General features: G+C 71.3%; 25 protein-coding genes and 3 pseudogenes. 12 read left to right on the top strand and 16 right to left on the bottom strand.

Going from position 1 to position 25,336, the window contains the following annotated elements:
- Positions 1–151: 151 nt before the first annotated feature.
- Positions 152–1,081, bottom strand: a complete 930-nt coding sequence (locus tag ACI2L1_RS38015; protein WP_404744007.1) for a LysR substrate-binding domain-containing protein — start codon at positions 1,079–1,081, stop codon at positions 152–154.
- Positions 1,082–1,190: 109 nt separating this feature from the next.
- On the opposite strand from ACI2L1_RS38015, the pseudogene ACI2L1_RS38020 reads away from it, so the two are divergent.
- Positions 1,191–2,313, top strand: a pseudogene (locus ACI2L1_RS38020) (diaminopropionate ammonia-lyase).
- A gap of 71 nt (positions 2,314–2,384) precedes the next feature.
- A pseudogene (locus ACI2L1_RS38025) lies at positions 2,385–3,494 on the top strand (ArgE/DapE family deacylase); the annotation flags it as partial.
- A gap of 34 nt (positions 3,495–3,528) precedes the next feature.
- On the opposite strand, the gene ACI2L1_RS38030 reads toward ACI2L1_RS38025, so the two are convergent.
- A complete protein-coding gene (locus tag ACI2L1_RS38030) occupies positions 3,529–4,695 on the bottom strand; it encodes an MFS transporter (RefSeq protein ID WP_404744008.1) in 1,167 nt (388 codons plus the stop codon).
- Positions 4,692–5,294 (bottom strand): helix-turn-helix domain-containing protein, encoded by a 603-nt coding sequence (locus tag ACI2L1_RS38035; protein WP_404744009.1) that lies wholly within the window; start codon positions 5,292–5,294, stop codon positions 4,692–4,694. The genes ACI2L1_RS38030 and ACI2L1_RS38035 overlap by 4 nt, the downstream gene beginning before the upstream one ends.
- Here ACI2L1_RS38035 and ACI2L1_RS38040 point away from each other — a divergent pair.
- Together ACI2L1_RS38040 and ACI2L1_RS38045 are read left to right on the top strand one after the other, a co-directional pair.
- Positions 5,293–5,811 (top strand): GNAT family N-acetyltransferase, encoded by a 519-nt coding sequence (locus tag ACI2L1_RS38040; RefSeq protein WP_404744010.1) that lies wholly within the window; start codon positions 5,293–5,295, stop codon positions 5,809–5,811. The genes ACI2L1_RS38035 and ACI2L1_RS38040 overlap by 2 nt on opposite strands.
- Positions 5,812–6,009: 198 nt before the next feature.
- Positions 6,010–6,585 (top strand): CGNR zinc finger domain-containing protein, encoded by a 576-nt coding sequence (locus ACI2L1_RS38045; RefSeq protein ID WP_404744011.1) that lies wholly within the window; start codon positions 6,010–6,012, stop codon positions 6,583–6,585.
- Between the two features lie 131 nt (positions 6,586–6,716).
- Here ACI2L1_RS38045 and ACI2L1_RS38050 read toward each other — a convergent pair whose 3' ends face one another.
- From ACI2L1_RS38050 to ACI2L1_RS38090, 9 genes and pseudogenes are all read right to left on the bottom strand, one after another.
- On the bottom strand, positions 6,717–7,319 hold the full coding sequence (locus tag ACI2L1_RS38050; protein WP_404744012.1) for a TetR/AcrR family transcriptional regulator: 603 nt from the start codon (positions 7,317–7,319) through the stop codon (positions 6,717–6,719).
- 160 nt (positions 7,320–7,479) lie between these two features.
- Positions 7,480–8,052, bottom strand: coding sequence for a hypothetical protein (locus ACI2L1_RS38055; RefSeq protein ID WP_404744013.1), 573 nt, complete (start codon positions 8,050–8,052; stop codon positions 7,480–7,482).
- A gap of 122 nt (positions 8,053–8,174) precedes the next feature.
- Entirely contained in the window at positions 8,175–9,545 is a 1,371-nt protein-coding gene (locus ACI2L1_RS38060) for a carotenoid oxygenase family protein (RefSeq protein WP_404744014.1), read from the bottom strand.
- Between the two features lie 46 nt (positions 9,546–9,591).
- Positions 9,592–10,032 carry an SRPBCC family protein gene (locus ACI2L1_RS38065; RefSeq protein WP_404744015.1) on the bottom strand — a complete coding sequence of 147 codons (441 nt, stop codon included), beginning with the start codon at positions 10,030–10,032 and terminating at the stop codon, positions 9,592–9,594.
- Positions 10,033–10,096: 64 nt separating this feature from the next.
- On the bottom strand, positions 10,097–11,554 hold the full coding sequence (locus tag ACI2L1_RS38070) for a DHA2 family efflux MFS transporter permease subunit (RefSeq protein WP_404744016.1): 1,458 nt from the start codon (positions 11,552–11,554) through the stop codon (positions 10,097–10,099).
- A 103-nt stretch (positions 11,555–11,657) separates the two neighbouring features.
- A complete protein-coding gene (locus tag ACI2L1_RS38075; RefSeq protein ID WP_404744017.1) occupies positions 11,658–12,224 on the bottom strand; it encodes a TetR/AcrR family transcriptional regulator in 567 nt (188 codons plus the stop codon).
- Positions 12,225–12,303: 79 nt separating this feature from the next.
- A pseudogene (locus ACI2L1_RS38080) lies at positions 12,304–12,693 on the bottom strand (RidA family protein); the annotation flags it as partial.
- A 28-nt stretch (positions 12,694–12,721) separates the two neighbouring features.
- Complete coding sequence (locus tag ACI2L1_RS38085) at positions 12,722–13,924, bottom strand: MalY/PatB family protein (protein WP_404744018.1); 1,203 nt, start codon at positions 13,922–13,924, stop codon at positions 12,722–12,724.
- Entirely contained in the window at positions 13,921–14,388 is a 468-nt protein-coding gene (locus ACI2L1_RS38090) for a DinB family protein (protein WP_404744019.1), read from the bottom strand. The genes ACI2L1_RS38085 and ACI2L1_RS38090 overlap by 4 nt, the downstream gene beginning before the upstream one ends.
- A 339-nt stretch (positions 14,389–14,727) precedes the next feature.
- Here ACI2L1_RS38090 and ACI2L1_RS38095 point away from each other — a divergent pair, with 339 nt between their 5' ends.
- The 6 genes from ACI2L1_RS38095 to ACI2L1_RS38120 all read left to right on the top strand — a co-directional run bounded on the left by ACI2L1_RS38095 (position 14,728) and on the right by ACI2L1_RS38120 (position 19,340).
- Positions 14,728–16,131, top strand: coding sequence for a purine-cytosine permease family protein (locus ACI2L1_RS38095; RefSeq protein ID WP_404744020.1), 1,404 nt, complete (start codon positions 14,728–14,730; stop codon positions 16,129–16,131).
- 383 nt (positions 16,132–16,514) lie between these two features.
- Positions 16,515–16,904, top strand: coding sequence for a sortase-dependent protein (locus ACI2L1_RS38100; RefSeq protein ID WP_404744021.1), 390 nt, complete (start codon positions 16,515–16,517; stop codon positions 16,902–16,904).
- 191 nt (positions 16,905–17,095) lie between these two features.
- Positions 17,096–17,755 (top strand): class F sortase, encoded by a 660-nt coding sequence (locus ACI2L1_RS38105; protein WP_404744022.1) that lies wholly within the window; start codon positions 17,096–17,098, stop codon positions 17,753–17,755.
- Positions 17,756–17,840: 85 nt separating this feature from the next.
- The gene (locus ACI2L1_RS38110; RefSeq protein WP_404744023.1) at positions 17,841–18,332 is read left to right on the top strand and encodes an RNA polymerase sigma factor; all 492 of its coding nucleotides are present in this window, start codon (positions 17,841–17,843) and stop codon (positions 18,330–18,332) included.
- Complete coding sequence (locus ACI2L1_RS38115; protein WP_404744024.1) at positions 18,316–18,768, top strand: hypothetical protein; 453 nt, start codon at positions 18,316–18,318, stop codon at positions 18,766–18,768. Before ACI2L1_RS38110 ends, ACI2L1_RS38115 begins: the two co-directional genes overlap by 17 nt.
- Positions 18,769–18,824: 56 nt before the next feature.
- Positions 18,825–19,340 (top strand): hypothetical protein, encoded by a 516-nt coding sequence (locus ACI2L1_RS38120; protein ID WP_404744025.1) that lies wholly within the window; start codon positions 18,825–18,827, stop codon positions 19,338–19,340.
- On the opposite strand, the gene ACI2L1_RS38125 is transcribed toward ACI2L1_RS38120, so the two are convergent.
- Positions 19,333–20,463: a serine hydrolase domain-containing protein gene (locus ACI2L1_RS38125; RefSeq protein ID WP_404744026.1), complete on the bottom strand. Its 1,131-nt coding sequence runs from the start codon at positions 20,461–20,463 to the stop codon at positions 19,333–19,335. The two genes, ACI2L1_RS38120 and ACI2L1_RS38125, sit on opposite strands and share 8 nt — an antisense overlap.
- A gap of 233 nt (positions 20,464–20,696) precedes the next feature.
- Between ACI2L1_RS38125 and ACI2L1_RS38130 the strand changes: the two genes are divergently transcribed.
- Complete coding sequence (locus ACI2L1_RS38130; RefSeq protein WP_404744027.1) at positions 20,697–22,364, top strand: RNA polymerase sigma factor; 1,668 nt, start codon at positions 20,697–20,699, stop codon at positions 22,362–22,364.
- Here the strand turns inward: ACI2L1_RS38130 and ACI2L1_RS38135 are convergent.
- Complete coding sequence (locus tag ACI2L1_RS38135; protein WP_404744028.1) at positions 22,346–22,705, bottom strand: winged helix-turn-helix transcriptional regulator; 360 nt, start codon at positions 22,703–22,705, stop codon at positions 22,346–22,348. The genes ACI2L1_RS38130 and ACI2L1_RS38135 overlap by 19 nt on opposite strands.
- A 63-nt stretch (positions 22,706–22,768) precedes the next feature.
- Here ACI2L1_RS38135 and ACI2L1_RS38140 point away from each other — a divergent pair, with 63 nt between their 5' ends.
- Positions 22,769–23,362 carry an NADPH-dependent F420 reductase gene (locus tag ACI2L1_RS38140; protein ID WP_404744029.1) on the top strand — a complete coding sequence of 198 codons (594 nt, stop codon included), beginning with the start codon at positions 22,769–22,771 and terminating at the stop codon, positions 23,360–23,362.
- Here the strand turns inward: ACI2L1_RS38140 and ACI2L1_RS38145 are convergent.
- Together ACI2L1_RS38145 and ACI2L1_RS38150 are read right to left on the bottom strand one after the other, a co-directional pair.
- Positions 23,359–24,048 (bottom strand): glycerophosphodiester phosphodiesterase, encoded by a 690-nt coding sequence (locus ACI2L1_RS38145; protein ID WP_404744030.1) that lies wholly within the window; start codon positions 24,046–24,048, stop codon positions 23,359–23,361. The two genes, ACI2L1_RS38140 and ACI2L1_RS38145, sit on opposite strands and share 4 nt — an antisense overlap.
- An 18-nt stretch (positions 24,049–24,066) precedes the next feature.
- The gene (locus ACI2L1_RS38150; protein ID WP_404744031.1) at positions 24,067–25,113 is read right to left on the bottom strand and encodes an adenosine deaminase; all 1,047 of its coding nucleotides are present in this window, start codon (positions 25,111–25,113) and stop codon (positions 24,067–24,069) included.
- Positions 25,114–25,336: the final 223 nt, after the last annotated feature.

Genomic DNA, 25,336 nt, shown 5'->3' on the forward strand with positions numbered 1-25,336 from the left:
TGGCCGCACGCTCTCGGGGGACGTATGGTGCGACGGCCATCAATCGGGCCCAGGGCATGCTGGACCTTGAGGAAGCCCGTCTCGCGCAGCTCATCGACAGAGCTTGACGGGCTACGAGGTGACGCAACCTGCTCGACTGTGCCGCACGCGCTCACGGAGCCTGAGGCGATGGCCCCCAAGCCTCGGCGGACGGCAAGGCAGCCGCGCGCAGGAGGGCGTCCCTGCAGGCCAGGATCGCGGGGTGCCGGCTGCGGCCGTGGCGTACGACGGTGAAGATGCGGCGGGTGCGCTGACCGCGGGGGAGTTCCCGCAGGGCGACGGTCGGGGGCCGTCCGTTCCAGACGAGGTCGGGCAGGAAGGCGGCCGCGTGTCCCTGTTCGACCAGGCGGAGATGGAGCAGGAGGTCGGTGGTCTCGAACCGTACGTCGGGTTCGAAGCCGGCGTTGCGGCACAAGGCCGTGGTCCAGTGGCGGGCGGGGGTGCCCTCGGGTTCCATCACCCAGGGGTGGTCGGCGAGTCGGCGCAGTGCCGCCGTCGGGCCGTCGGCCATTGCGGGCAGGGCGAGGTGCAGGGGGTCGTCGAGCAGGCCCTCCTGTTCGAGTTCGGTGGGTCGTGGGTTGGGGTTGCCGGGGTACTCCTCGGCGAGGACCAGGTCGAAGTCGCGGGCCTGCAGGGCGGGCAGGGACTTCACCGGTTCCATGTGGGTGACGTGGACGCGCAGTTGGGGGTGCCGGTCGCGCAACAGGCCGAGTGCGGGCGGGACCAGGGTCAGGGCGGCCGTCTGGAACGAGGCGATGCGCAGGGTGCCGGTCAGGTCGGTCAGGGAGGTGGCGATGTCCGCCTCCGCGCGCTCCAGACGTTCGAGGACCGCTTCGGTGTGGGCGACGAGGATCTCGGCCTGCGCGGTCAGCCGTACCCGCCGCCCGACCGGTTCCAGGAGCGGGACACCGGCCTCGGCCTCCAGCTGGGAGAGCTGCTGGGAGACAGAGGAGGGGGCGTAGGACAGGGCGGCGGCGACGGCCGCGAGCGTGCCGCGGTGCTTGAGCTCGCGCAGCAGGCGCAGTCGGTGCAGGTCGAACATCGGCTAACCGCGCTCCTTGCCGTGGACTCGATCGTTCGGTTTCACCGATGACTATAGGTCGGAAACATTCGCTGGACCGATCGTAGGTGGACGTCGGACCCTGATCGTTGTGACTGAGAACGCTTCCTCCCCCCTCCGTACGCTGCCGTGCTCTGTGCGGCCCGGCGCCCGTACTTGGCGGTGTGCACCCGCACCCGCCGAGGTGCGGGGCTTTCACGCCGCGCTGCCCGGCTACTCACCCACCCCGCTGACCGAACTCCCGCAGCTAGCGGCGGAGTTGGGGGTGGGCAGGGTCTTCGTCAAGGACGAGTCGTCCCGTCTCGGGCTGCCCGCGTTCAAGGCGCTGGGCGCCTCCTGGGCGGTCCACCGCATCCTTGCCGAGCGGGCCGCGAGCGGGGAAGAACCGGGCCCGGTCACCCTGGTGACCGCCACCGACGGCAACCACGGCCGGGCCGTGGCCCGTATGGCACGCCTGCTCGGACAGCGCGCCCACGTCTTCGTGCCGCGGGGTGTGCATCCGCAGGCCGTGGCGGCCATCACCGCCGAGGGGGCGACGGTCACCGAGGTCGCGGGGGCGTACGACGACGCTGTGCGCCTGGCGGCCGAGGCGGCTGCGGGGCCGGACGCGGTCCTCGTCCAGGACACCGCCTGGGCGGGCTACGAGCGGATCCCGGGGTGGATCGTCGAGGGCTACTCCACCCTCTGCGCCGAGATCGACGAGCAACTGGCGAAGGAAGGGGACGCCTCGGGCCCCGACCTCGTCGCCATACCCGTGGGCGTGGGCTCACTGGCCCAGGCCGTCGTCACCCACTACCGCAGCCGCCCGTCCGGGCGGACTCCGGCGCTGCTGTCGGTCGAGCCGGCGGCCGCGGCCTGCGTCCTCGAAAGCCTCAACGTCGGCGAACCCGTCAGCGTCACCACCGGCGACACCACCATGGCCGGGCTGAACTGCGGCCCCGTCCAGCATCGCCTGGCCCTTCCTGCGCGGCGGGCTGGACGCCGCGGTCGCCATCGCCGACCTCGACAGCGCGGGCGCAGCCGGCGATCTCGCCGCCCTCGGTGTCTCCTCGGGTCCTTGTGGGGCCGCGGCGCTGGCCGGTGTCCGCGCGGTGCTCGCCGGTGCGGGCGCCGAAGAACGCCGCACGGCACTGGGACTCGACGCGTCGTCGGTGGTCGTGCTGCTGAGCACCGAGGGCACGGCCGCGAACCCGCACGCCACCGCCGACCACTGAATCCGAAGAAGCGGAAGGATCACATGCTCCCCGAGCCCTTGGACCGGGATGTCGGCCGGCTGCTGGCCAAGCTGGTATCCATCGACTCCGTCAACCCGGACCTAGTTCCCGGTGGCGCGGGTGAGACCGTCATCGTCGGCTTCTGCGGCGAATGGCTGGCCGCCCACGGCTTCGAAGTCCACACCCTGGAGAAGCGCTCCGGCAGGCCCTCGCTCGTCGCTGTCGCCCGTGGCACCGGCGGCGGCCGGTCCCTGATGCTCAACGGCCACCTCGACACGGTCGGCCTCGCCGGCTACGACGGCGACCCGCTCGACCCGCAGATCCGCGACGGCAGGATGTACGGCCGCGGCACCTTCGACATGAAGGCCGGCATCGCGGCCATGATGGTGGCCGCCGCCCGCGCCACCGCCCACGGCTCCCTGCGCGGCGACGTGCTGCTCGCCTGTGTCGCCGACGAGGAGCACGGCAGCTTCGGCACCGAGGAGGTGTTGGAGTCCTTCACCGCCGACGCGGCGATCGTCACCGAGCCGAGCCATCTCGAAGTCACCCTGGCCCACAAGGGCTTCGCGTGGTTCGACGTGGAGATCGAGGGCCGTGCCGCCCATGGTTCGCGGCCCGATCTCGGCATCGATGCCATCGCCAAAGCCGGGCACTTCCTGGTCGCCCTGGAGGAACTGGGCCGGCACCTCGCGCAGGGTCCCGCGCATCCCCTCCTGGGCACCGGGACCGTACACGCCTCCGTCATCCACGGCGGCGAGGAACCGTCCACCTACCCCGCACGCTGCCGCATCACCCTGGAGCGCCGCACCGTCCCCGGTGAGAGTGCTGAGAGTGTCGAGCGGGAACTGACCGACTTCCTCGACCTCCTCGCCGTCACGGTCCCCGACATCCGCTACCGCCTGGCCCGCGGCCTGCACCGCGAACCCTTCGAAGCCGACCCCGACGCCCTGATCGTCCGCACTCTCACCCACCACGCCGAGCAGACCCTCGGCCACCCGCCGGTGATACGCGCCGAGCCCTTCTGGACGGACTGCGCCCTCCTGGACCGCGCGGGCATCCCCTGCCTGCTCTTCGGCGTCGACGGCGAGGGTGCCCACGCGGCCACCGAGTACGTCGACCTGGCCTCGCTGGACCGCCTCACCGACATTCTCACCGGCACCATCACCGACTTCTGTTCCTGAGCCGTCGGCGGACTCGGTGCGGACGTTTTTCTGCTCAGCGAGTCTGCCGGATGCCGGTGCGTCCGAGGGTGGCGGCGAGCAGCAGCATGGTGAGGGCAGTAAGGGCGGTGCCCTGCCAGCCGAGGATGTTGAGCAGGGGTGCGGCGAGGCCCGTGCCGACGGCGCCGATCGCGAAGTAGAACACGAGGTAGACGCTGCTGAGGCTGCCGGAGCGGTGGGGGTCGAGGGCGATGACACGGCTCTGGTTCGCGGCCTGGGCGGCGAAGCAGCCGGCGTCGAAGAGGGCGAGGCCGGCTGCCGCGACCGGCGGGCTGTTCAGGCCGGTGGCCAGCAGGGCGGTTCCGGCGGCGGCGGTCAGCATGGCGGCGGTGATCACGGTGGGGGAGCCGTACCGGTCGATGAGACGTCCGGTGAGCGGGAGCACGGCGAAGCCGAGGAGTCCGGCAAGGCTGTACAGGCCGATGGCGGCCGGGGCGAGGGAGTGGGGCGGCTGGGCCAGGGCGAGGACGAGGGCGACCCAGGTGAGGTTGAAGGCGAAGTACCACAGCCCGCCGGTGGCCACCGCGCGACGCAGTTGCGGGTGGAGGCGCAGGAGCGGGAGCAGTGCGGCGAGGGTGGCGCGGTAGCTGCGGCCGGAGTGCGGACGCTGCCGGGGCAGGAGCGCGGCGGCACAGAGCGCGCCGAGCAGGGCGAGGGCGGCGAAGACGAGGAGCATCCGCCGCCAGCCGAGGAGGTCGGTGAGTGCGCCGCCCGCCAGGCGGCTGAGCAGGATGCCCGCCGACATGCCGGCGGCCACGGTGGCGACGCCCCTTCCGCCGCGCCCGGGTGGGGCGTGACGGCCGGAAATGCTGCTCGCCTGGGCCGCGACGCTGGCGGCGGCGCCGATGACCAGGTAGGCGACCAGGAGCACGCCCGCGTCGGGCGCCGCTGCGGCGAGGACGAGACCGGCGGCCAGGGCGGTGAGCTGCGCGGTGACCAGGCGGTTGGGGGCGAGGTGGTCGGTGAGGGGGAGCAGGAGGGCGAAGCCGGTCATGCAGCCGGTGAGCGCGGCGGTCGGCACGAGGTCGATCAGCGGGAGAGGGACGTCCAGGTCTGCGGCGACGGAGGTGAGCGCGGGCTGGATGGCGTAGTTGTTCGCTATCGCCGTTCCGGCTATGGCGGCCAGGAGGAACGTGCCGCCGCGGGGCAGGGGGCGGGTCACGGCTGTGTGGTGCGGGTGAGGATGACGGCGTAACGGCAGTCGTCGTCGGTGGTGTTGACGAAGACGCGTGGGGTGGGATCGCCGAGTTCGACAGTGTCGCCCGCGTCGAGTTCGTGGACCGTGTCGCCGTCGTGGAAGGTCAGGTGGCCGTCGAGGACCCAGACGAGCTGTCGTACGAAGGCGAAGGCCGCGGCGGGATAGGGCACGCGGGCTCCGGCGGGCAGGTGGATCTCGGCGATCTCCGCGGGGAACTGGGGGCCGGTGATCTGGCGGCGCCGGTAGCCGGTGTCGGGGTCGCGCCACTCGGCCGCGTCGGCCTGGCGGCGCACCCCCGCGCTATCGCCCGAGTCGTCCTGTGTTCCTTCGGCTGTTCCCTCGGCGAGGGCGAGCAGGGAGGAGACGCTGAGCTGGAAGGCGGCGGACAGCTTGCCGAGGACGACCGCGGTGGGGCTGCTCTCGCCGCGCTCGATCCTGCTGATCATGGCTTGGGAGACACCGGAGGCGTCTGCGAGCTGGGCCAGCGTCCATCGGCGGCGTTCCCGCTCGGTGCGGACACGGTCCGCGATCTGCCTCACCAGAGGATCTACTATGTTGGACATGAATCCAATATACGAGAGAAGTCGGACTGTGACGGTACGCCCGGCCCGCCCCGGTGACACGGAGGCCGTCCGTGCCATCCGCAACCACGCGATCGCACATTCGACGGCCCTGTGGACGCAGACCCCGCAGTCCGCTGCCGAGGGGGCCGCCTGGCTGCGCGCTCACCTGGAGCGTGGCACGGCGTACGTGGCCGAAGCGGAGGGCGAGATAGTTGGTTTCGCGGTCTATGCGCCGTGGCGCGATCTGGACGGGTTCCGCCACACTGTGGAGGACTCGGTGTACGTCCGCGAAGGTCGGCACGGGCTCGGCATCGGCTCCGCGTTGCTGGCCGCCCTCATCGCCTCGGCGCGTGAGGCGGGCCACCACGCCGTGATCGCCGACATCGAATCCGGGAACACCGGATCCATCCGGCTGCATGAACGGTTCGGGTTCCACCATGTCGGCACGGTGCCGGAGGCGGGCACCAAGTTCGGTCGCTGGCTCGACCTCACGATCATGCGGCTGCCGCTGACCTGAGCCGCGGACGGGGAACGGAACGCACGGTCACGTGGCCGCCGACGTCCTGTCCCGTTTCACCCTTTCGTCACCTGCCAAGAGGGCTACGGCGGAAGGATTTGTCGAGCCGGGGCAGGGGCGGTGCGGGTGCCCTCCGGGCGATGACCTCGTCTGCGGCCCGGTGTCGACATGCGGGGCGTCACCTGTCAATATGGGTACGTGGCTGAGTTCGTCTTTGTGAGTGGTCGTCTGTGCCTCGACCTTGCGGGCACCCAGTTGTGGCGGCGCAGCCTCCGCACGGAACTGCTGAACTCTCCGGAGGACCTGCGGCTCTGGGTTCGCCAGGCAGACCTCGTGGACGATCCAGGCCCGATGGACGCCCGAGGATTGGAACGCGTCCGCCGGCTGCGTGAGGCCGTCTACACACTCGTCAGGGCCTGGACTCCGGGGAACCCTCCGGACGCCGACGCCAGGGACGCACTCGCCGAAGTGAACGAAGCGGCCCGGCTTCCGTTGCCGAAGCATCAACTCGACGAGACGGGTCGGCTGACGCGGACCGGCAGTACTGACGAGATCCTCGGGGCGATCGCCCGTGACGCGGTCGACCTTCTGAGCTCGGACCAGTTTCTGCGGATGAGGGAGTGCGCCAACGCCGAATGCACGCGACTCTTCGTCGATCTGTCCCGCTCCGGGGCGAGACGGTGGTGCGGGATGGCGGAGTGCGGGAACAGGTACAAGGCCGCCAGTTACCGGAAGCGGAAGAAGCAGCAGGCCGTGGCCGAAGTCGGAACGTGAGGCCTGCCCCCTGTCCCTCCCCTGCCGGTGTGCCGTCTGCTGCGGCATTGCCAAGTGACGTGACCCCGTTCCGAGTCCGAGCCCGAGCCCGAGCTACCGTCCACCGCTCTCGGTGGGCAGCTTCGTGCCGCTCACCGCACATCAGGCGGGGGCAGCAGGAGGGCCGTCATGAGGTCGACGGAGCGGCTGAAGAAAGCGCCGTCGTCGTTGTCGCGGAGATGTCCGCTGGTTTCGAGGGCGATGGCGCCGATGAGCTGGGTCCATCCGGTGAGCATGCGGGGCACCGTGTCCGCGTCCCGGTGGTCCGTGAGGATGTCGGCCAGGAGGAGCGGGATACGCGACGCGGCGGGGACGGATGAGTCGGGTCCGTCCGCTCCTGGCGCGGGTGCGTACAACAGCGCGAACTCGTGGGGGTGCTCGTGCGCCCATGCCCGGAGCGCGTGGCAGGCGGTGCGCCATCTGACGGCCGGGGTGGCGGGGACGCAGTCGGCGACCCGGTGCTCGACGAAGTCCGCCGCGTTGTGGTGGGCGTCGTTGGCCAGGGCGTTCACGAGGGCTTCGCGGCCGGGGAAGTAGCGGTAGAGCGCCGAGGACGTGACGCCGAGCTCCCGGGCCACCGCGCGCAGAGAGAGGGCCTGGAGTCCGTGCTGGGCGAGCCGGCGGCGCGCGATGTCGCGTATCTCCCGGACGAAATCGTCGCGGGCGCGCTGGCGGATGGTCCGGGCGGTGGTCATGGCGGCCTGCTCTCTGGCTGCTGCTCAGGTGCTTGTTGGGGGGCGCCCGGCCCGCGCGGGGCGCGGGCGCGGGCGGGGCACGGCGCGCTGCCCGCGGGGGATTCGGGCTGCGCGGTCCCCTCCCCGGATCGGGGTCTCCGGGCGGGGTGGTCGGTGATCGTCACGGGCCGAGGGGCCCGCCCGGTGCAGTGGGCAGCGTTTGGTGTGCGGCGGTCAGCCGTGCGGTGAGGGCGCCGACGGCGTAACCGCCGAGGAGAAGGGCCAGTGCGGGGATCAGGCCGGGTTTGGCGAGCATGACGCCGAGGACGGCGGCACCGACGCCGGTGCGGGTGAGCACGGAGGACCAGAGGCGGTGGTGGTAGATCTTGGCGGCCAGCTTGGGCGTGACGTCGTCGTCGGCTTTCCGGGCGGCCTTGGCCATCTTGCGGAGGTCCTTGCCGGTCAGTGGTTCGCCCAGGGCGACGAGCGCGGTCCAGCCGACGAGGCCGGCGATGATCCAGCCCTGCCACTCCCAGGCGTCGATGGCCAGCCACAGCCCGGTGGCCAGGACGGTGAGGCGGCCCCAGACGCCGAAAGCGGCCGACATTTCGAGGATGACGATGCCTCTGCGGGCCTGGTCGAGGGTGGTGGCGCGGCGCAGGCGTAGAACGCCGATCCAGTCGGTTGCCAGGCCGGCCAGCATCGTCAGGACCGCGAGGACGTGGACGGTAAGGAGCACGGCGTCGACCTGCATCGGGGATTCCCTTCCTGGGGTGGTCTGCGTTTCGGGTCTGCCGCCGGTTCCGGAATCCGGGTTGGGCACTGGCGGCCCGGCCGGGCCCGGGGGAGTGGAGTCCCCCGGGCCGGCGGGTGGGTTCAGTTCGTGGAAGTGTCGGCGTCGTCGCTGTCGGGGATCCAGGAGCCGTGGATGCCGCCGGTGACGCGGCGCGGGAGGTGGACGGTGGCGATGCGGTCGAGGCCCGAGGCGTCCAGGACGAGGAGCTGGGAGGCGTCCTGCTTGAGGTCGGAGATGACGGTGAGGAGGTAGCCGTCGTCTTCGCGGGTGGCGCCGGCGGCGGGGACGAAGACGGCCTCGCTGGGCAGGCGGGCGTCGCCGGCCTGGTGGATGTGGCGGGCGCCGGTGGTGCGGTCGTACTTGACGATGCCGTAGCCGCCGTAGCCGTTCTGGTCGGGGAAGGAGACCGCGTACTGGTAGCGGTTCTCGGCGCCGAGGAACTCCTCGTTGAGGGTGGGGAATTCGATGGCGAGGTCGTCGATGATCTGCTCGTCGACGCTGCCGGCGGTCAGGTCGATGACCCAACGGCGGTTGTAGGAACGGGTGTTGGGCTCGCTGCCGCGGCCGGGGGCGCCGACCCACCAGTTCCAGGAGAGCTGGAAGCCCTCGCGGTCGACGGTCGGGCCCTCCAGGACGATGCGGCCCTGGGCGTCCTCGTAGGCGTTGCCGGCGTGCAGCATGTTGCCCGGCTCGATGGAGAACCAGCGGATCTTCTCGGCGCCCTGCGGGCCGCGGGGCATCACGCCGATCCGGGCGGGCTGCGCGTCGTTCCAGCCGTAGGGGATGCCGGAGTGCTCGTTCGGGTCGAAGGTGACCGTGCCCTCGACGAAGACCACGTGGTGGCGGGTGAGGGCGAAGTCGTGCTTGAGGGAGGCGGTGGCGCCGGGGATCTCGGTGCTGTGCGTGATGTGGCCCTTGGCGTCGGCGACGTAGTACATCAGGTACGGCGGGAACGGCGAGGAGCCGAAGAAGTGCAGCTCCCCGGTGACCGGGTCGGTCTTGGGGTGGGCGGTCATCGCGCTGCGCAGCTTGCCGTCGAAGTCGTAGGCGCCGACGGTGTCGAGTTCGGGGGTGAGTTCGAAGGGGAAGTTCGCCTCGCACAGGGCGAGCAGCCTGCCGGCGTGTTCGATGACGTGGGTGCCGGCGGTGCTGGCGGTGAGGTCGATGCCCTTGTCGGTGATGTAGGGGGCGCCGTCCAGGGCGGGGGTGTGGACCCAGCGGTTGCGGTACCACTCGGCGCGGCCCTCGCGCAGGCGGATGCCGTGGACCATGCCGCTGCCCTTGAACCAGTGGGTGGGGGTGACGCCGGGCTTGGGGTTGTGGCTGTTGCGGATCAGCCGGCCGGTCAGCTCGGGGGGCAGGTTGCCCTCGACGGTGAGTTCGGTGGCGGTGATCTCGTCGACGGCGGGGGTGTAGTGGCCGGTCAGGAACGGCTTGTCGGTGGTGGTCATGGCGGGAACCTCGTTTCTGTGAAGGATGGGTTGGTGGCGGTGAGGGTCAGACGGTCTGCTCTGCGCGGGACTTGAGGGCGGTGAGCCAGGCGGTCAGGGAGGCGTTCAGGGCCTGACCGAGTTCGTCGACGGCGGCCTCGACCGGGGCGCCGCTCCAGGACTCCTCGGTGTGGACGGTGACCTGGTCGCCGGTCTGCTGGAAGGTCCACACGTGGACGCCCTCGATGCCGTTGGCGGGGCCGCCCCAGACCAGGCGTTCGCCGGGGACGATCTCGCGGACGGTGGAGGTGATGTCCAGGCCGTGGGTCTTCCAGCGGAAGGAGTTGCCGGGCAGCAGCGGGCCGTCGAGTTTCGCCTCGTCCACGTCCGCGTTCCAGTCGGTCCAGGTGTCGATGTCGGTGTGCAGGGCCCAGACCCGCTCCAGCGGGGCGTCGATCACGGTGGACAGGCGGACGATGACGGGGGCGGTCTCGTCGATGGTGAACATGGCGGTTCTTCCTTTCGGTCGGTGTGATGTCGGATGCGGTCCGCTCGGGTGGAGGGTGGCCGGCTCAGGCAGAGGGCTGTGCGGCGGTGGCCCGGGGCTCGGCATCGGTCGGCCGAGCTGTGCGGTGGCGGGTGAGGAGCAGGGCGAGGGCGGCGGCGGCCACCAGGACGGCGGCGGAGATGCCGAAGGCGGTGCGGTAGCCGGCGGTGAGCGCTTCCAGTTGCGTCTGGTGACCGGCCGCGTGGGCGGTGGTGGTACCGGCGAGGGTGGCCAGCACCGCCAGTCCGATCGCGCCGCCGACCTGCCGGGTGGTGTTGACCAGCCCGCCGGCCAGCCCCGCGTCCTGCCCGGGAACCCCCTCGACGGACAGGGCGGTCAGCTGGACGAAGGCGACGCTGAGGCCCAGGCCGATCAGGATGCTGGGGCCCAGGACGTCGACGAGGTAGCTGCCGTGGGCGCTGATCCGGGACAGCCACAGCAGTCCGGCGGCCTCCGCGAGGAGCGCGCCGGTGACGGTCGCCGTGGAGCCGGTCCGGCGTGAGATCCGCGGTGCCAGCGTCGAGCCGAGCATGATGGCGAAGGCCAGCGGGAGTTGGCCGAGCCCGGTGACCAACGGGCTCAACCCGAGAACCTGCTGTTGGTAGAGGGGCAGGAAGTAGAACAGGGCGATCCACACCGATCCCAGCAACGCCATCAGCAGGTTGCCCGCGGTGACCCGTCCGGTGCGGAACAGGCGAGGCGGCAGCAGCGGGTTCGGGTGGCGGCGCTCGACCAGGACGAACGCGGTCAGCAGTACGGCGGTCACGGCGAAGGCCCCGAGGACCGTGGTGTCCGTCCAGCCCGAGCGGCGGGCCGAGGTCAGGCCCCACACCAGGGCGGTGAGTGCCAGGGTCACGGTGGTGGTACCGAGTACGTCGAACCGTCCTCGCTCGGTGACCTTCGCCTTCGGCACGCTCGCGGCAGCGGCGGCGAGGACCGCGAACGTGCCGATGGCGACCATGTAGAAGATCCACTCCCAGCCCCATGCCTGGGTCAGGACGCCGCCGAGGAGGACGCCGGCCGCGCCTCCCGCCCCGGACACCGCTCCCCACACCCCCAGGGCCCGGCCCCGGCCAGGACCGGGCGGGAAGAGGCCCATCACCAGGGCCAACGCGGCGGGTGCGATCGCCGCGGCGCCCAGTCCCTGGACCGCCCGGGCCGCGATCAGCGCGGCGGACGAGGTGGCCAGGCCCGCCGCGAGTGAGGAGATCCCGAAGACCGCGAGTCCGGCCAGCAGCACCCTGCGGCGGCCCAGCAGGTCCGCGGCCCGGCCGCCCGCCAGCAGCAGCGCCCCGAAGGCGAGGCCGTAGGCGTTGACCACCCAGGTGGTGCCGCTGTCGGACAGGCCGACACCGTCGCGGATCCGGGGCAGGGCCACGTTCACGATCGAGGTGGCCAGCATGACGGTGAACTGCGCACCGGCCAGGGCCGCGAGGGCGGCTCCGGGGCCGCGGCGGGTGGCGGTGGCGTCGGTGGGTTTCACAGTACTCTCCCTGTGTGGTTAACCACTCACATCTGATGCCTAAGGGTGGCGGGGCTGTTCGCCCCGCCCGTGAGCCCGGTCGCGCGGTCGCGACGGGCGTCGGTCAGTAGTGCCTGATGCCCGCCGACAGTGTCCGCGTCCACGGAGCGTCCACCTCGAACGCGCCCATGGAGACAATGAGATGGCACAGCATGCCCCGCGAGAAAAACTCCTGGACCTGTGCCTCCGACCCGCCCGAGGCGCCGCGCACGTACTCCACCAGCCGGGCGTAGCCCTGGCGGACCGCCTCGCGCACGGCCGGCTCGGACACCGCCGCCGCCTGGGCATGAAGCTGGATGAGCATCAGGTCGTTGTCGCTGATCAGCTTGGCGTACGCCGCCCCCATCGCCGACAGGACCACCTCCGCCGAACTGCCCTCCGCACCGGCCGCGCCCTCCTCCAGACTGGCCCTCACCCGCACGAAGCAGTGCTCGACCACCGCCGTGAACAGCAGTTCCTTGTTCGGGAACAAGCGGTAGACGTACGCCTGCGAGATGCCCGCCGCCTTCGCCACCTCGGTCGTGGTGGTGCCCCAGTAGCCCCGGGCGGCGAAGGCGCCGATCGCGGTACGCAGCACCGTCTCGCGGCGCTCCTCGGCGGTCGACAACTGACGGGGACGTTCGCTCTTCATGTGAGTACTCAACCACTCACACTTTTCGATGTCAATCCGTTCGCGCAGGGTCAGGCCACGGGCGGTGTCACCGGCTCGGTCAGCGGTCGCCGCGGACGGCGAGCGCGTCGATCTCCACCAGCAACCCCGGTGGCAGCCCCACATAGACCGTGGTGCGAGCCGGCATGATCGTGCACCCCTGCTCGCCGAGGTAGTCACGGTAGGCGCCGTTGAACTCGTCGAAGTCGCTGGTCGCGGTGAGATAGACGCGAATCATGAGGACGTCCTCCCATCCGGTCCCGCCCTCTACGAGGATTTCTCCTACGTTGTCGAGGGCCTGCCGCGTCTGGGCGCGCACCGATGCCTCGGGGGCAGGTGCGGAACCTTCCGGCGGAGCCGGTGCGATACCGACCTGGCCGGCCACCTGCAGGAGTGGCCCGAGACGGATACCGGGCGAGAAGGGCCCGGCCGCCGTGGAACGGGAGGCGGGACGATCGGCGTTCTGGTTCCCGTACGGCTCATGAGGCGTTCCTCTTCGGGGCGAGTGCCCGGGTGACGCCGGCCAGGACGTCTTCCAGGACGGCGTGCGAGGTGGCGAAGTTCAGGCGCAGGAACCCGTCCGCGTCCGGACCGAAGGGGCTGCCGCCGTCCAGCAGGACGTTGCCGGCCTTCAGCACCCTCTCCACCGGTGGTTCGCCGAGCCCCAGTGGCCGGGTGTCGATCCAGGCCAGGTAGGTGGCCTCGGGCAGGTGATGGCGTACCTGCGGCAGTTGTGCGTGCAGCACCTGGTGGACCCGTCGGCGGTTGCGGTCCAGGACGGTCAGCAGTTCGCGTTGCCAGGCGTCGCACTCGCGCCATGCGGCCTGGGTGGCGACGACTCCGAGGGGCGACACGGTGCCGTACAGATCCGGTGGCTGAGCGTCGCGGAGGGCGAGCAGCCGGTCCGGGCCGTAGTGGGTGAGGGCGCAGCGGATGGCGGCGAGGTTGAACGCCTTGGTGGCGGACGTCAGCGTGACGGTCCGGCGCGCCGCGTCGGGGGAGAGGCTCGCGAAGGGAATGTGCCGGTGGGGAGCGTAGGTCAGTTCGGCATGGATCTCGTCGCTGATGACCAGCAGGTCGTGCCGGCGGGCGATGGCGGCGATCTCCTCCAGTTCTCCGTGGGTCAGGACGCGGCCCGTCGGGTTGTGCGGGTTCACCAGCACCAGCACCTTGCAGTGCTTCCGTGCCACCGCCGCGTCCAGCGCGGCGAGGTCCATGTGCCATCCCGTGTCGGTGTCCTGCATCGGGACGGGCACGGTCCGGCGCCCCATGGTCGACAACGTCGCCAGGAACGGAGGGTAGTTCGGGGTCTGTACGGCGACCGCGTCTCCCGGGCTGGTCGCCAGGTGCAGGACCAGCTGGAGGCACTGGATCAGGTCGGTCTGCTCGCGCACCCCTTCCGCCGGTGCCGCCCATCCGTAGCGGTCGGCCATCCGCCGTGCGAAGGCGGTGCGCAGCGGGCTGCCGTCCGGCCAGTCCGGATAGCCCAGATCGCGGCGGTCGACGGCGTCCCGCAGCGCGGCGGTGACGGCCGCAGGGACGGGGAAGTCCATGTCCGCCACCCAGGCGGGCAGTACGCCCGGTCCCGGACGGTGCCACTTCACACTGCCACGGGCCCGTAGCCAGTCCCGCTCCAGATCGTCGAAGCCCGGCACCGGCAGCGGCGGCGTTGTGGTGCTCATACGGAGCCTCCCTGCTTGAGCAGATCGCGGGTGATCTGTACTTGGCCGTGGTGCTGGGCGAGTTCCTCCAGCACGTGCAACTGGACGCCCTGCACGCTCAGCGGGCGGTCAGGTCCCTCGAAGTCGGCGGGCGGGGTGTTCAGGGGTCGCGCCGCGGGCGCCACCGAGGCGAGGTCGGCCTCCAGCTGCTCGAACAGCGCATCGACCTGCTGCCGCAGCTGCCGTCCCTGGCCCCTGGCGCTGAACTCCGAGGCGCGGTCACGGTCGACCTCACGCCCCGCGATGATGTGCCCGGTCCAGTAGTCGGCGACCGCCGCGCAGTGATACGTGATCGCGTAGACGGAGTTGGCACCGGCCAGCGGGGGGCGTGCGTTGCCCAGGTCGTCGCCCAGGTCCTCCAGCACTCCGAGCATCCCGTCGAAAGCGCGACGCAAGAAGTACAGGTACTCGTTCTGATCTTGCAAGGTGGGTTCCTCGTCCGTGGAGCAGCTCTTGGGGTCACCTGTATATCTGGTGACGCGATCAGGGTGATGCAGTGATATGGCACCTGTCAATGCGGTTACCAACCTTGGGTCGCGCCTGCGCAGAGTGGGTACGTTTCGGACATAAGCCGCTAAAGTCGTTCAGGTGGACGGGTGACTCTGCGGTGTTATCTGCAATGCGTAACCCTATTGACAGGTAACTACCTGAGTGCAACGGTGAGCCACCGCCCGGACGAGCCGGCGGTCTCGGTCATCCACCGACACCGTCGAGCGGCGCCGCGCAGGCCCCGTCATCTCCCACCACGCACCCCAGAGGACGCCATGAAGAAAGACCGTGCTGTGTCAGGCCGGACGGAAAGACCCCTCACCGAGCATCACGGGATCGACTGGGTCGACGACAGCCGTCGGCACGGCCGCGAGCGGGACCAGTTCTCGATGCGCTTCGCACCCGTCGTCTACCTGGCACCGGTGGTGCTCGGCGGTGCCGGCGTTCCGCTCGGGCTGAGCCTGGTCGGGAGCGTCACCGCGATCGCCGTCGGCAACCTCCTCGGCTCGCTGGCCACCGCCGCCTGCGCGGTGATGGGGCCGCGCCTGGGTATACCGCAGGTCACGATGACCAGGTCAGCGTTCGGCTACCGGGGGAACTACGTCCCCGCGTTCCTCGGCATCCTGCTGTTCATCGGCTACTTCAGCCTGGGCACGGTACTCGGCGCGCGCTCACTGGCGAACCTGACCGGACTGCCGTACACGCCCATGGTCGTGGTGGTCGCCGGGCTGAGCGTGCTGATCGCCGTCTTCGGTTACGACACCCTGCAAGCCATGGGCCAATGGCTGACACGCGTGAGTCTGGTGGTCTTCGGCATCGTGTCCGTCGCCGTGGTGGTGCACGGGACCGGACCCGCTCCGACCACGTCCGCCTCCTCGGGTCACTCTGTGACCACGTGGCTGCTGGTGTGCAGCGTCGTGTTCTCCTACACCGTCAGCTGGACCATCTACGCCTCCGACTACTCGCGCTACCTTCCCGCGAACGGGCGCGCCCGGTCCATGTTCTTCTGGGCGTTCGGCGGACTCTTCAGTTCTGCCACCTGGATGATGGTGCTGGGCGCCGCGCTGACCACGCTGGCCGGCGGTGACCCGCTCGCAGGTCTCGGTGTCGTGCTGCCGGCACCGCTGCTGAAACTGGTGCTGGCCGTCTTCGTGGTCGGGGCCCTCTCCCACAACGCGGTCAACCTCTACAGCGGCGCCATGGCCGGCCTGACCTGCGACCTCCCCCTGCGCCGCACCACCGTCGTCGTGCTCGGCGGAGCGGTCGGCTGTGTGTTGTCACTCCTTCTGGGCGGCGGCAACTTCCAGTCGCACTTCAACACCTTCCTGCTGATGGTCTCGTACTTCGTCATGCCCTGGCTGGCCATCCTTCTCATCGACTTCTACAGGACGCACCAGGGCGGCCGCGGCTACCCGCAGCCCACGGCCTTCCAGGACCGGACCGGCCCGTACCGGGGCACACGCCCCCGCGCGCTGCTGGCGTTCTTCCTGGGCATCGGCGCGTCGGTGCCGTTCATGGCCACCGACGTCTACACCGGGCCGATCGGCCACCTGCTGGGCGGTGTCGACGTCAGCTACGCGGCCTCCTTCGTGGTGGCCGCCCTCGTTCACGAACTGCTCAGGACGCCGCACCCCGCCCCGGAGACCGCGACGGTCGACTCGGCTCTGACGAGGTTGTGAAGGCCCTGGCGCCGCTTGCGACCTGGTGGCCGCTGCCAGGCGAGGCTCATCTGTGCACCGGCTTCCGCTCGTGACGCACCTTCTTCGGGCCCGGCCCGGGATCGGGTGGGGCGCCCGCCGGCAAGCTCCTTGCTCGGAAGCGCCCGCGGTTGCTGCGTGTCGACAACTGGGCGCCGCGTCACGAGCCGATGGCCCTACGGCAGGGCCGCAGGCCGCGCCCGGACCGCCGTACTGCAGCGGGCGTTTCCGCGCATGCGGCGGTCTGAGCCCTGCCGGCTTTGCCATCTCTTTACAACCTGTCTCTCCTCCGGGTCGTCTCTCCGCTCGAACCATGCCCCCGCCGGTCCCGCCGGTGGGGCGACCGACGAAAGAGAGAGCGATCCATGCGTCGAACCGGCCCCAGTGCCCTGGCCCTCGCGTGCGCCGCAGTCCTGGCGGGCGCGGTGCCCGCGTTCGCCGACGGGACGGACCAGTCCCCGACCGCCGCCCCCACCGACACGCGGGCCTCCGCCTCGCCGGCGCCCGGCGCCACCACAGCGCCGAGCCCGGTGCCGACCGAGGGCTCCGAGCCGACCAGGGCTCCGAGCGCGGTGCCCTCGGACTCCCGGGGCCAGGTCTCGGTCGTCCCCAGCGGAGCCCCCGACACCGGCGAGGCCCCGACCTCCTCGGGCTCCTCCCGCGGCACCCTGATCGGCGGGGGCGCCGCCGCGGCCGTCGTCCTGGGCGGCGGTGCGGTGCTGCTGGTCCGGCGTCGGCGAGTGAACGAGGGGTGACGGACTCCGGGCGGGCTCTGGTGAGGACGGCGGGGCGGGGACTGGTCGGCTCGGTTCGGCAGGGGCCCTCGGTTTCGGCCGCGGGCACGGCCGCCGGCGGCGCGGGGTGCGGTCCTGCCCGCCCTGCCGGGTGTGCCTCCATCGCTGCGGCGGGGCGAGGGTCCTTCGGCGCGGAGGGTGGCCTTGTCGGAGTGAGAGGGCGTGCGCCCTCTCGTGCGGCGGTCGCGCGGGTGCTCGCCGTCGCGGTGTTGGCCGGGGTGCTCGTCGGTTGTGGTGGGCCGGGCGGGAGTCCCGCGGTCACCGGCACCTCGGGCGGGAGCTCCACGGCCACCGGCACCTCAAGCGGGGGTTCCGTCAGCGCGCCGTCGGGAGCCAAGTCCGTTGGCACGCTCGGGCGTTCGATCCCCGTCGCCCTGCGCATCCCGGCCGTCGGCGTCGACACCCCGCTCATACGGCTCGGACTCGCGAAGGACGGCAGTGTGCAGGTGCCGCCGATCGCCGCGCACGACCGGGCCGGCTGGTACGAGCACTCGCCGACCCCGGGGCAGCAGGGACCGTCGGTGATCCTCGGCCACGTCACGGTCGGCTCCTACGGCGACGGCGTCTTCCGGCACCTCACGGACCTGCGCAAGGGCGACGAGATCGAGACGCGTCTGAAGAACGGCATGTCGGCGGTGTTCGCCGTGACCGAGGTGCGCACGGTCGCCAAGGCGGACTTCCCCACAAAGGAGGTCTACGGCGATGTCGACCGACCGGAGTTGCGGCTCATCACCTGCGGCGGAGCCCGCACCGGCGACGGCTACCTCGACAACGTGATCGTCTTCGCGGCACTGCGCTCAGTCGGCCCCTGACGGCGTCCGTGCCCCGGGCCGCGCGGGAACCTCTCCCGCCGGTCCGGGGTCTTCCTCCCCGAACGCCACCCCCCTCTGGAGAACGTTGAAACGGTCCCGCGAGAAGGCAGCGTCCGAGCTGTTCGCCGCCCTCTACCCGCGCCTCGCCGGCTGGTGCCGCCGACTCGTCGACGACGACGGGACGGCCCACGAGATCGCCTCGGAGGCGTTCACCCGCCTGTGGGCCCGCTGGACGACCGTGGACGAACCGCGCGGCTTCCTCTACGTGACCGCGGCCAATCTGGTCCGGGACCACTGGCGCAAGGTGGAGCGCGAGCGCAAGGCGGTGCGCCGGGCCACCACCGAGGCCGCGATCAGCCCGCCTCTCGAACAGGCGGACCCCTCGGTCCGGTTGCTCGTGCAGTCCCTGCCGGAACGGCTGCGCGTGCCGATCCTGCTCCACTACTACGCTGACATGCCGATCCGGGAGGTGTCCGTGCTGACCGGACGCAAGGAGGGCACCGTCAAGGCCGACCTCCACGCGGCCCGTGAACTGCTCCGCGCCCACCTGAGGAGAAGCCTTGATCACACACTCTGACGAGGGCCCGGACCGCGACCCCGACGACCCGCTCACCGTCCTCCTGCGCCCCTCCGCCGACTACCTCGGCGCACCTCCCGGTCGCTACGAGGCGATCCGCCGCGGCGCCGCCCGCCGCAGGCTGCTGCGAGCCGCCGCCGGGGCCGCCCTGACCGTCGGTGTCGCCGCGCTCGCCTTCCTGCCGCTGCGGCCGTCCGCCTCCGACTCCCCCCGCTCCCCGACGATCCCCATGGCCCCTCCGGAGGCGACCAGCCCCGCACCCGAGCGGTCCGCCTCGCTCACCCCGAGCCCCCAACCCACTGAACCGAGACCCACTGAACCGAGCCCCATCGGCCGACGGTCGGAGACCACCCTCCCCACCCCGTCCGACCCGCCGGTCGCGTCCGCCACCCGGCTCCCGACGGTCGAGCCGTCGGCGGTCCGTACCGGGTGGTGACACACACCACCGGAAGCTCTTTTGAACGTGTTCAAATGCAGGCGTACGCTGCTGCCATGAGCGACAGAGCCGCCCAACTCAGGGGCATCCGCGCATGGCTGGCCTTCTTCGTCGTCTGCCTCGTGCTCAGCGGTGCCACGGCCTTCCCTCTGGTCCACGAACTGTGCTGGACCGAGGACCTGTTGCGGCACCTGCCCACACCGGACGCCCTCATGGACTGGATCGTGCGCGTCCGGCGCGGGCTCGACACCGCCGACTCCGACTACCCCTTCCTCCTCTACGGCACGGACTGGCTGGCCTTCGCGCACCTGGTCATCGCGGTCGCCTTCTACGGCCCCTACCGCGACCCGGTCCGCAACATCTGGGTCGTCGAGTTCGGGATGATCGCCTGCGCCGGGATCGTTCCGCTCGCGCTGGTCTGCGGCCCGATCCGGGGCATCCCCTTCTGGTGGAGCGTGATCGACATGGCGTTCGGGGTGCTCGGTGTCGTCCCGCTGTACGTCGTACGCAAGAGGATCAAGCGGCTGGAGACGCTCACGCCGCCGAACCCTCGAACGGTGCCCGCTACTTGAGCGCTGCCATGATGATCCGGACCACGACCGGGTTCGCGTCCTCGCTCTTCGCGTCGGTGGAGTTGACCGAGTAGACGAGGGTGCGGCTCAGGTCGCGGGTGGCGGCCAACGCCGAGTTGTAGCCGTACCGGCCGCCGGACTTGACCCAGTAGACCTTCCCGTCGGACTCGAAGCGCTGGAGGCCCGCGCTGTAACTCGCGCCGGGGATGTCCGCCGGAACCGTGAACATCTCCGCCAGCTGCGGCTTCCGGACGATCCGGCCCCGGAAGAGAGCGGTGAGCAGGCGCTCCAGGTCCGCGGTGGTGGAGATCATGTCCCCGGCCGCGAACCGGTCCGCCTGGTTCCACTCCGTGACGTCCAGGAACTCCGTCGTCCCGTCGGGCCTCTCCACCGCCTGGTAGCCCCGGTTGTGCGGGCCGCGGATGCGCGGGTCGGTGCCCGGGAAGTACGTGTCCCGCATCCCGGCCGGCGCGAGCACCAGCCGCGTGACCTCGGAGGCGTACGACCGTCCGGTCACCCTCTCGATCAGCAGGCCGAGGAAGGTGTAGTTGATGTTGAGGTAGTGCTGCTCCTTCCCCGGGCGGAACTCCGGCTCCTTCGCACCCGCGGACGCGGCGACCCGCTGAGGGGTGAGCGTGTCGAAGCGGTGGGCGTACACCTCCTCGAAGGTGGTCCCGAGACCGTCGCCCGCCGGGATTCCGCTGGTGTGGTTCAGCAGCTGGCGGATGCTGATCGGCCGGAAGCGTCTGCCGAGGAGGCCGGGCAGGTAGTGCTGCACGGGCGTGGCCAGGTCGACCGCCCCGGCGGCCACCAGCCGCAGTACGGCCGCCGCCGTCACCACCTTCGTCGTCGAACCGGCCCGGAACCGCGCGGCCGGATCGGCGGGCCGTCCGCTCTCCAGGTCGTGCACACCCGAACTGCCCCGCCACCTGCCGTCCGTGCCGCCCACCCGGATCAGGGCCGCGGTGGCGTCCGCGTCCGGGAGCCCCGCGATCGCGACGCGTAACGCCGCGGCGTCCGGGGCGGAGGCACCGCGCGCTGTCGCCGACGAGGCCGGCAGGCCGGCGGTCAGGGGCACGGCGAGGGCGCCGGCGAGGATGCTTCTGCGACGGAGGTCACGCATGAGTGGGCTCCTGGAGGTGTGGGATGTGTGTGATCATCCTGCGGGGCTGTCCAGACGGCGGGATCGTCGGCGAGAAGGGCCCGGACCCTGGGGCAACCCTGAGCAACCCACGCTGTCTGTAGGGGAGTTGTCAGGGAGAAACCCCTAGGGGGAGAAAAAGTGTTATCGCGGAGCCCTTCACTCCGTCTCCACGCACGAACACGCATGAAGGGGCACCGGCCGGAAAGGACGACGTGGACACGCGGCAGTGGCGCGACACCATCGCGGCGGCGCAGGACGGCGACCGCCGGGCGCTGGACGAGCTCGTCGAGGGCTGGCTGCCGCTGGTGTACAACATCGTCGGCCGCGCCCTGAACGGCCACGCCGATGTCGATGACGTGGTCCAGGAGACCATGCTGCGGGCCGTCGACAACCTCGGCAGCCTGCGCGACCGGGACAGCTTCCGGTCCTGGCTGGTCGCCATCGCCATGCGGCAGATACGGGACCGGGCCCGCCGTAGAACCCCCGCCCCGCTGGACGAGTCGAACGCGCGCGGGGCCACCGACTTCGCCGAACTCACCGTACTGAGACTCCAGTTGGAAGGGCAGCGGCGCGAGGTCGCGGAGGCGGCGCGCTGGCTCGACGACGAGGACCGGCAACTGCTCTCCCTGTGGTGGCTGGAGGTCGCGGGCGAGCTCACCCGGCGGGAACTGGCCGCCGCCGTCGGTATCAACAGGCAGCACGCCGCCGTCCGCGTGCAGCGGATGAAGGAGCGCCTGGAGACCTCCCGGGGCATCGTCCGCGCCCTTGACGGCGCCTGCCCCGACCTGCGCGAACTGACCGGCCGCTGGAACGGCCGCCCCGACTCGGTCTGGCGCAAGCGGCTCGCCCGGCACATCCGCGGCTGCGGCTACTGCGGCGACACCCGCGAGTCCGTCGTACCGGCGGAGCGTCTCCTCGTAGGGATCGCGCTGGTGCCGGTCCCGCTCGGGTTCACGCTCTCGCTGGCCCTCGGCGGCAAGACGGCCGCGGCCGCCACCGCCACGGTCGCGTCCATGAGCTGGTCCGCCAAGGTGATGGGCGCCCTCACTCAGCCCGTTGTCGCGGCCACCGCGGGCGCCACGTTCGTCGCGGGCGGGGCGTACGTCGTGACACAGACGCCGGATGCCCCGCCACCGCGGGTGGCGGTCTCGCCCACGGCGGCGAGCACCCATCGCGCGCCGCCCGGGGCGGAAACCCCGTCGGCCTCGCCGTCGGCGTCCCCTTCGCCCTCGGCGACACCCACCAAGGCCGCCCTCTACGGCAGTGTCGTCGACGCCGTCGACCGGGCACCGGATCCCGACACCCCGCCCGCGGCCCTTCCGCACCGGCCCGAGACCGGCATCACCAGCACCGGCGGTGCGCACGCCGTCATGAACCACCGCGGTGACAGCGTGACCCTGACCGGCAAGGGCTACGTGCTGGTCCGCTGGCAGATCGCGCCGCTCTCCCGGGCCGGCAGCCTGGTCATGCCGGCCTGGACCGGTCTCAAGGGCAAGCTCTTCCATGTGGCCTCGGGCGGCGGCCGCCGTATGGACGACCCGCTCAGCGCCACCGACAGCACCTCCACCGGCATGGGCGACCCGACCACCGGGTACGCCGTCCTGCCCGCCGGTACCCAGCAGATGTGGCAGAACGAGTACTTCTACGTCGACGGCAGCGTCACCCTCGTCCAGAACGAGCGCGGCGCCGACTACGGACTCAGCGTCTTCCCGTCGAGCTGGGACGCCGTGACCAAGGACGTCGACTCCGGGCCTCCGAACGGCGCGATCCGCTACGGCCTGGTCCGCGACACCGGCAAGGACGACACCCCGGTTCCGCAGTACGTCACGCGGTCGACCCCCGTCGACCCGGCGACCGTCGCTCAGGAGTCCCGGGTGTAGCGCTCCTGCGCGTCCATCACCTCGTCGCCGTGATCGTGCGCCCAGGCGCCGAAGGCCTCGATGGGCGTCAGCAACGTCCGCCCCAGGCCGGTCAGTTCGTACTCCACGCGGGGCGGCGAGCCGCCGTACGCCTGTCGTGCGACGAGCCCGTTGAACTCCAGCCTGCGCAGGGTTTCCGTCAGCACCTTCTGGCTGATCCCGCCGATACGGGCCCGCAGTTCACCGGGGCGTCCGGGGCCGTCCTTGAGAGCCCAGATCACCACGGGGTTCCAGGTGTTGGAGACGAGGTCGAAGGCGAGCCGGGTGCGGCAGTCGGCGAGGAAGGCGAGGTCGGTGGTCACGTACCGAATGGTGCCCGAGCGGCTTCCTACTGTTGTGGGAGATCCGGAGAAACGGGAGGCATCATGCGGGTGGGGATCATCGGCCGGGGCGGGATGGCCGACGCGCTGGGCTCACAGTGGCGGCGGGCCGGGCACCAGGTGGTCACCGGGAGTCGCTCGGGAGGGCTGCGCGAGGCCGCGGAGTCCGGCACGGACGCGGTGCTGCTCGCGGTGCCGTACGAGGCGGTCGTCGACGTGGTGGGCGGGCTCGGACAGATGCTGCGGGGGAAGGTGCTGATCGACTGCACCAATCCGGTCGGCCGCGATTTCGGCCTGCTCACGGCGGGCGGGCCCGCGGCCGCCGAACGCATCGCTCTCGCCGCGCCTTCGGCCCATGTCGTCAAGGCCTTCAACCTGTGCCACGTCGACGTGTGGCGCCTCACCCCGCCCGTCTTCGACGGCCGCCCCCTCGCGGTGCCGCTGTGCGGGGACGACGAGGGGGCCCTGTCCGTCGTACGACGACTCGTCCGCGACCTGGGCTGCGAGCCGCTGAGCGCGGGGGGACTCGACCGGGCCGGGCTCTTGGAGGCGACCGCGGCGCTGCTGATCCGGCTGTGGGTGGGGGAGGGCGCGGACGCGCAGGCGATCTCGCCGCCGCGGGCGTACTCCGGCCTCTAAGCGGAGTTCGCCCGCAGCGCGCACAGCACGTCCACCCGGTTCGTCGTGATCGAGTCGACGCCCGCGGCGGCCAGGCGGCGCATGGAGCGGCGGGTGTCGGGGGTCCAGACGGAGATCAGGTAGCCGTCGGCGTGGATGCGGTCGGCGAGGTCCCGGTCGACCAGGCCGAAACGGTAGTTGAGCCAGCGGGGCCGCACCGCGTCCAGGAGAACGGGGCGCGGGGGTGCGAGGCTCGTCCAGGTGAGGGCGATCTCCGCGGACGGGTCGGCTCCGCGTACGGCGAGCATGGCGGTGGCGTCGGCGCAGTAGTAGACGCGGTCCTGGGCGCCGTGCTCGCGGACCACGTCGACCACGCGGCGGGCGACCCGTATCTCCCTCGTGCCGGGCAGGTCGAGCATGAGTCGGTGGCCGTCGGTGGCCCGGAGCGCCTCCGCGAGCGTCGGCACCTGGCCGTCCGTCAGTCCCCGCACCTCGTCCGCCGACAGGGACAGCAGCGGCCGATCGTGCTCCCACAGCCGCTTCAACGTGTCGTCGTGGAGCAGGACCGGTACGCCGTCCCTGGTGAGCCGTACGTCGATCTCCACCGCGTCCGCGCCCCGGTCGAGCGCGGCACGCAGGGAGCCGATCGTGTTCTCACGGACGCGGTAGGGGTCGCCGCGGTGTGCCACGGCGGTCAGCTTCTGCATGCGTCCATTGTGGTGGGCTCAGGGCGCGAGCCAGGTGGCCGTGTAGGTCTCGATCTCGTCCTTGATCCTCGCCTTGCCGGGTTCGTCCAGGAACGATGCGTCGACCGCGTTCTTCGCGAGGTCGGCCAGGCCCCGTTCGTCGAGCTCCAGGAGCCTTGCCGCCACCGCGTACTCGCTGTTCAGGTCCGTGCCGAACATCGGGGGGTCGTCGGAGTTGATCGTGACGATGATCCCCGCCCGCACGAACTCCTTGATCGGGTGCTCGTCCAGGGTGCGGACGGCTCGGGTCGCGATGTTGGAGGTGGGGCAGACCTCCAGGGGGATGCGGTGTTCGGCGAGGTGCGCGAGGAGCTTCGGGTCCCGGAAGGAGTTCGTGCCGTGGCCGATGCGTTCGGCGCGGAGGTGGATGAGGGCGTCCCACACCGTCTCCGGTCCTGTGGTCTCGCCGGCGTGCGGGACGGAGTGGAGGCCCGCGGCGATGGCCCTGTCGAAGTACGGCTTGAACTGGGGGCGGGGTACGCCGATCTCGGGGCCGCCGAGGCCGAACGACACGAGGCCCTCCGGGCGGAGGCGGTCGTCGGTGGCGAGCCTCGTCGTCTCCTCGGCGGCCTCCAGACCCGCCTCGCCGGGGATGTCGAAGCACCAGCGCAGTACGGTCCCGAACTCCGACTCGGCCGCCTTGCGGGCGTCCTCGATCGCCTCCATGAACGCGCGTTCCTCGATGCCGCGGCGGGTCGAGGAGAACGGGGTGAGGGTGAGCTCGGCGTAGCGGACCTGCTGGCGGCCGAGGTCCCTGGCGATCTCGTAGGTGAGGAGCCGTACGTCCTCGGGGGTGCGGATCAGGTCCACGACGCTGAGGTACACGTCGATGAAGTGGGCGAAGTCCGTGAACGTGAAGTAGTCGACCAGGGCCTCGGGGTCGGTGGGGACCCTGGAGTCGGGGTGGCGGGCGGCGAGTTCGGAGACGACGCGGGGGGAGGCGGAGCCGACGTGGTGGACGTGGAGTTCGGCCTTGGGCAGGTCGGTGATGAAGGCGTGCAGGTGGTGGTCGGGCATCGTCGTCATGGGGGCCTCCCCTTGCTGGGCGCCTGGCACGGTGGTGGGTGCGGCGCGGTGATCGGCTGATCGATGCGGGACATGGTAGGCGGGGTGCCTGCGGCGGCCTGTGCCGCTTGGTGGGGGCGGGCGTTTTGCGCAGTTCCCCGCGCCCCTTATGTGCCTGCGGCGGCCCGTTTCGGTTTGGTGGGGGTTTGTGTAGCGCGTCGGGTTCGGTGGGTGGGGCGGGGGC

The organism is Streptomyces sp. NPDC019531, assembly GCF_044903305.1.
Taxonomy (GTDB): Bacteria; Actinomycetota; Actinomycetes; order Streptomycetales; family Streptomycetaceae; genus Streptomyces.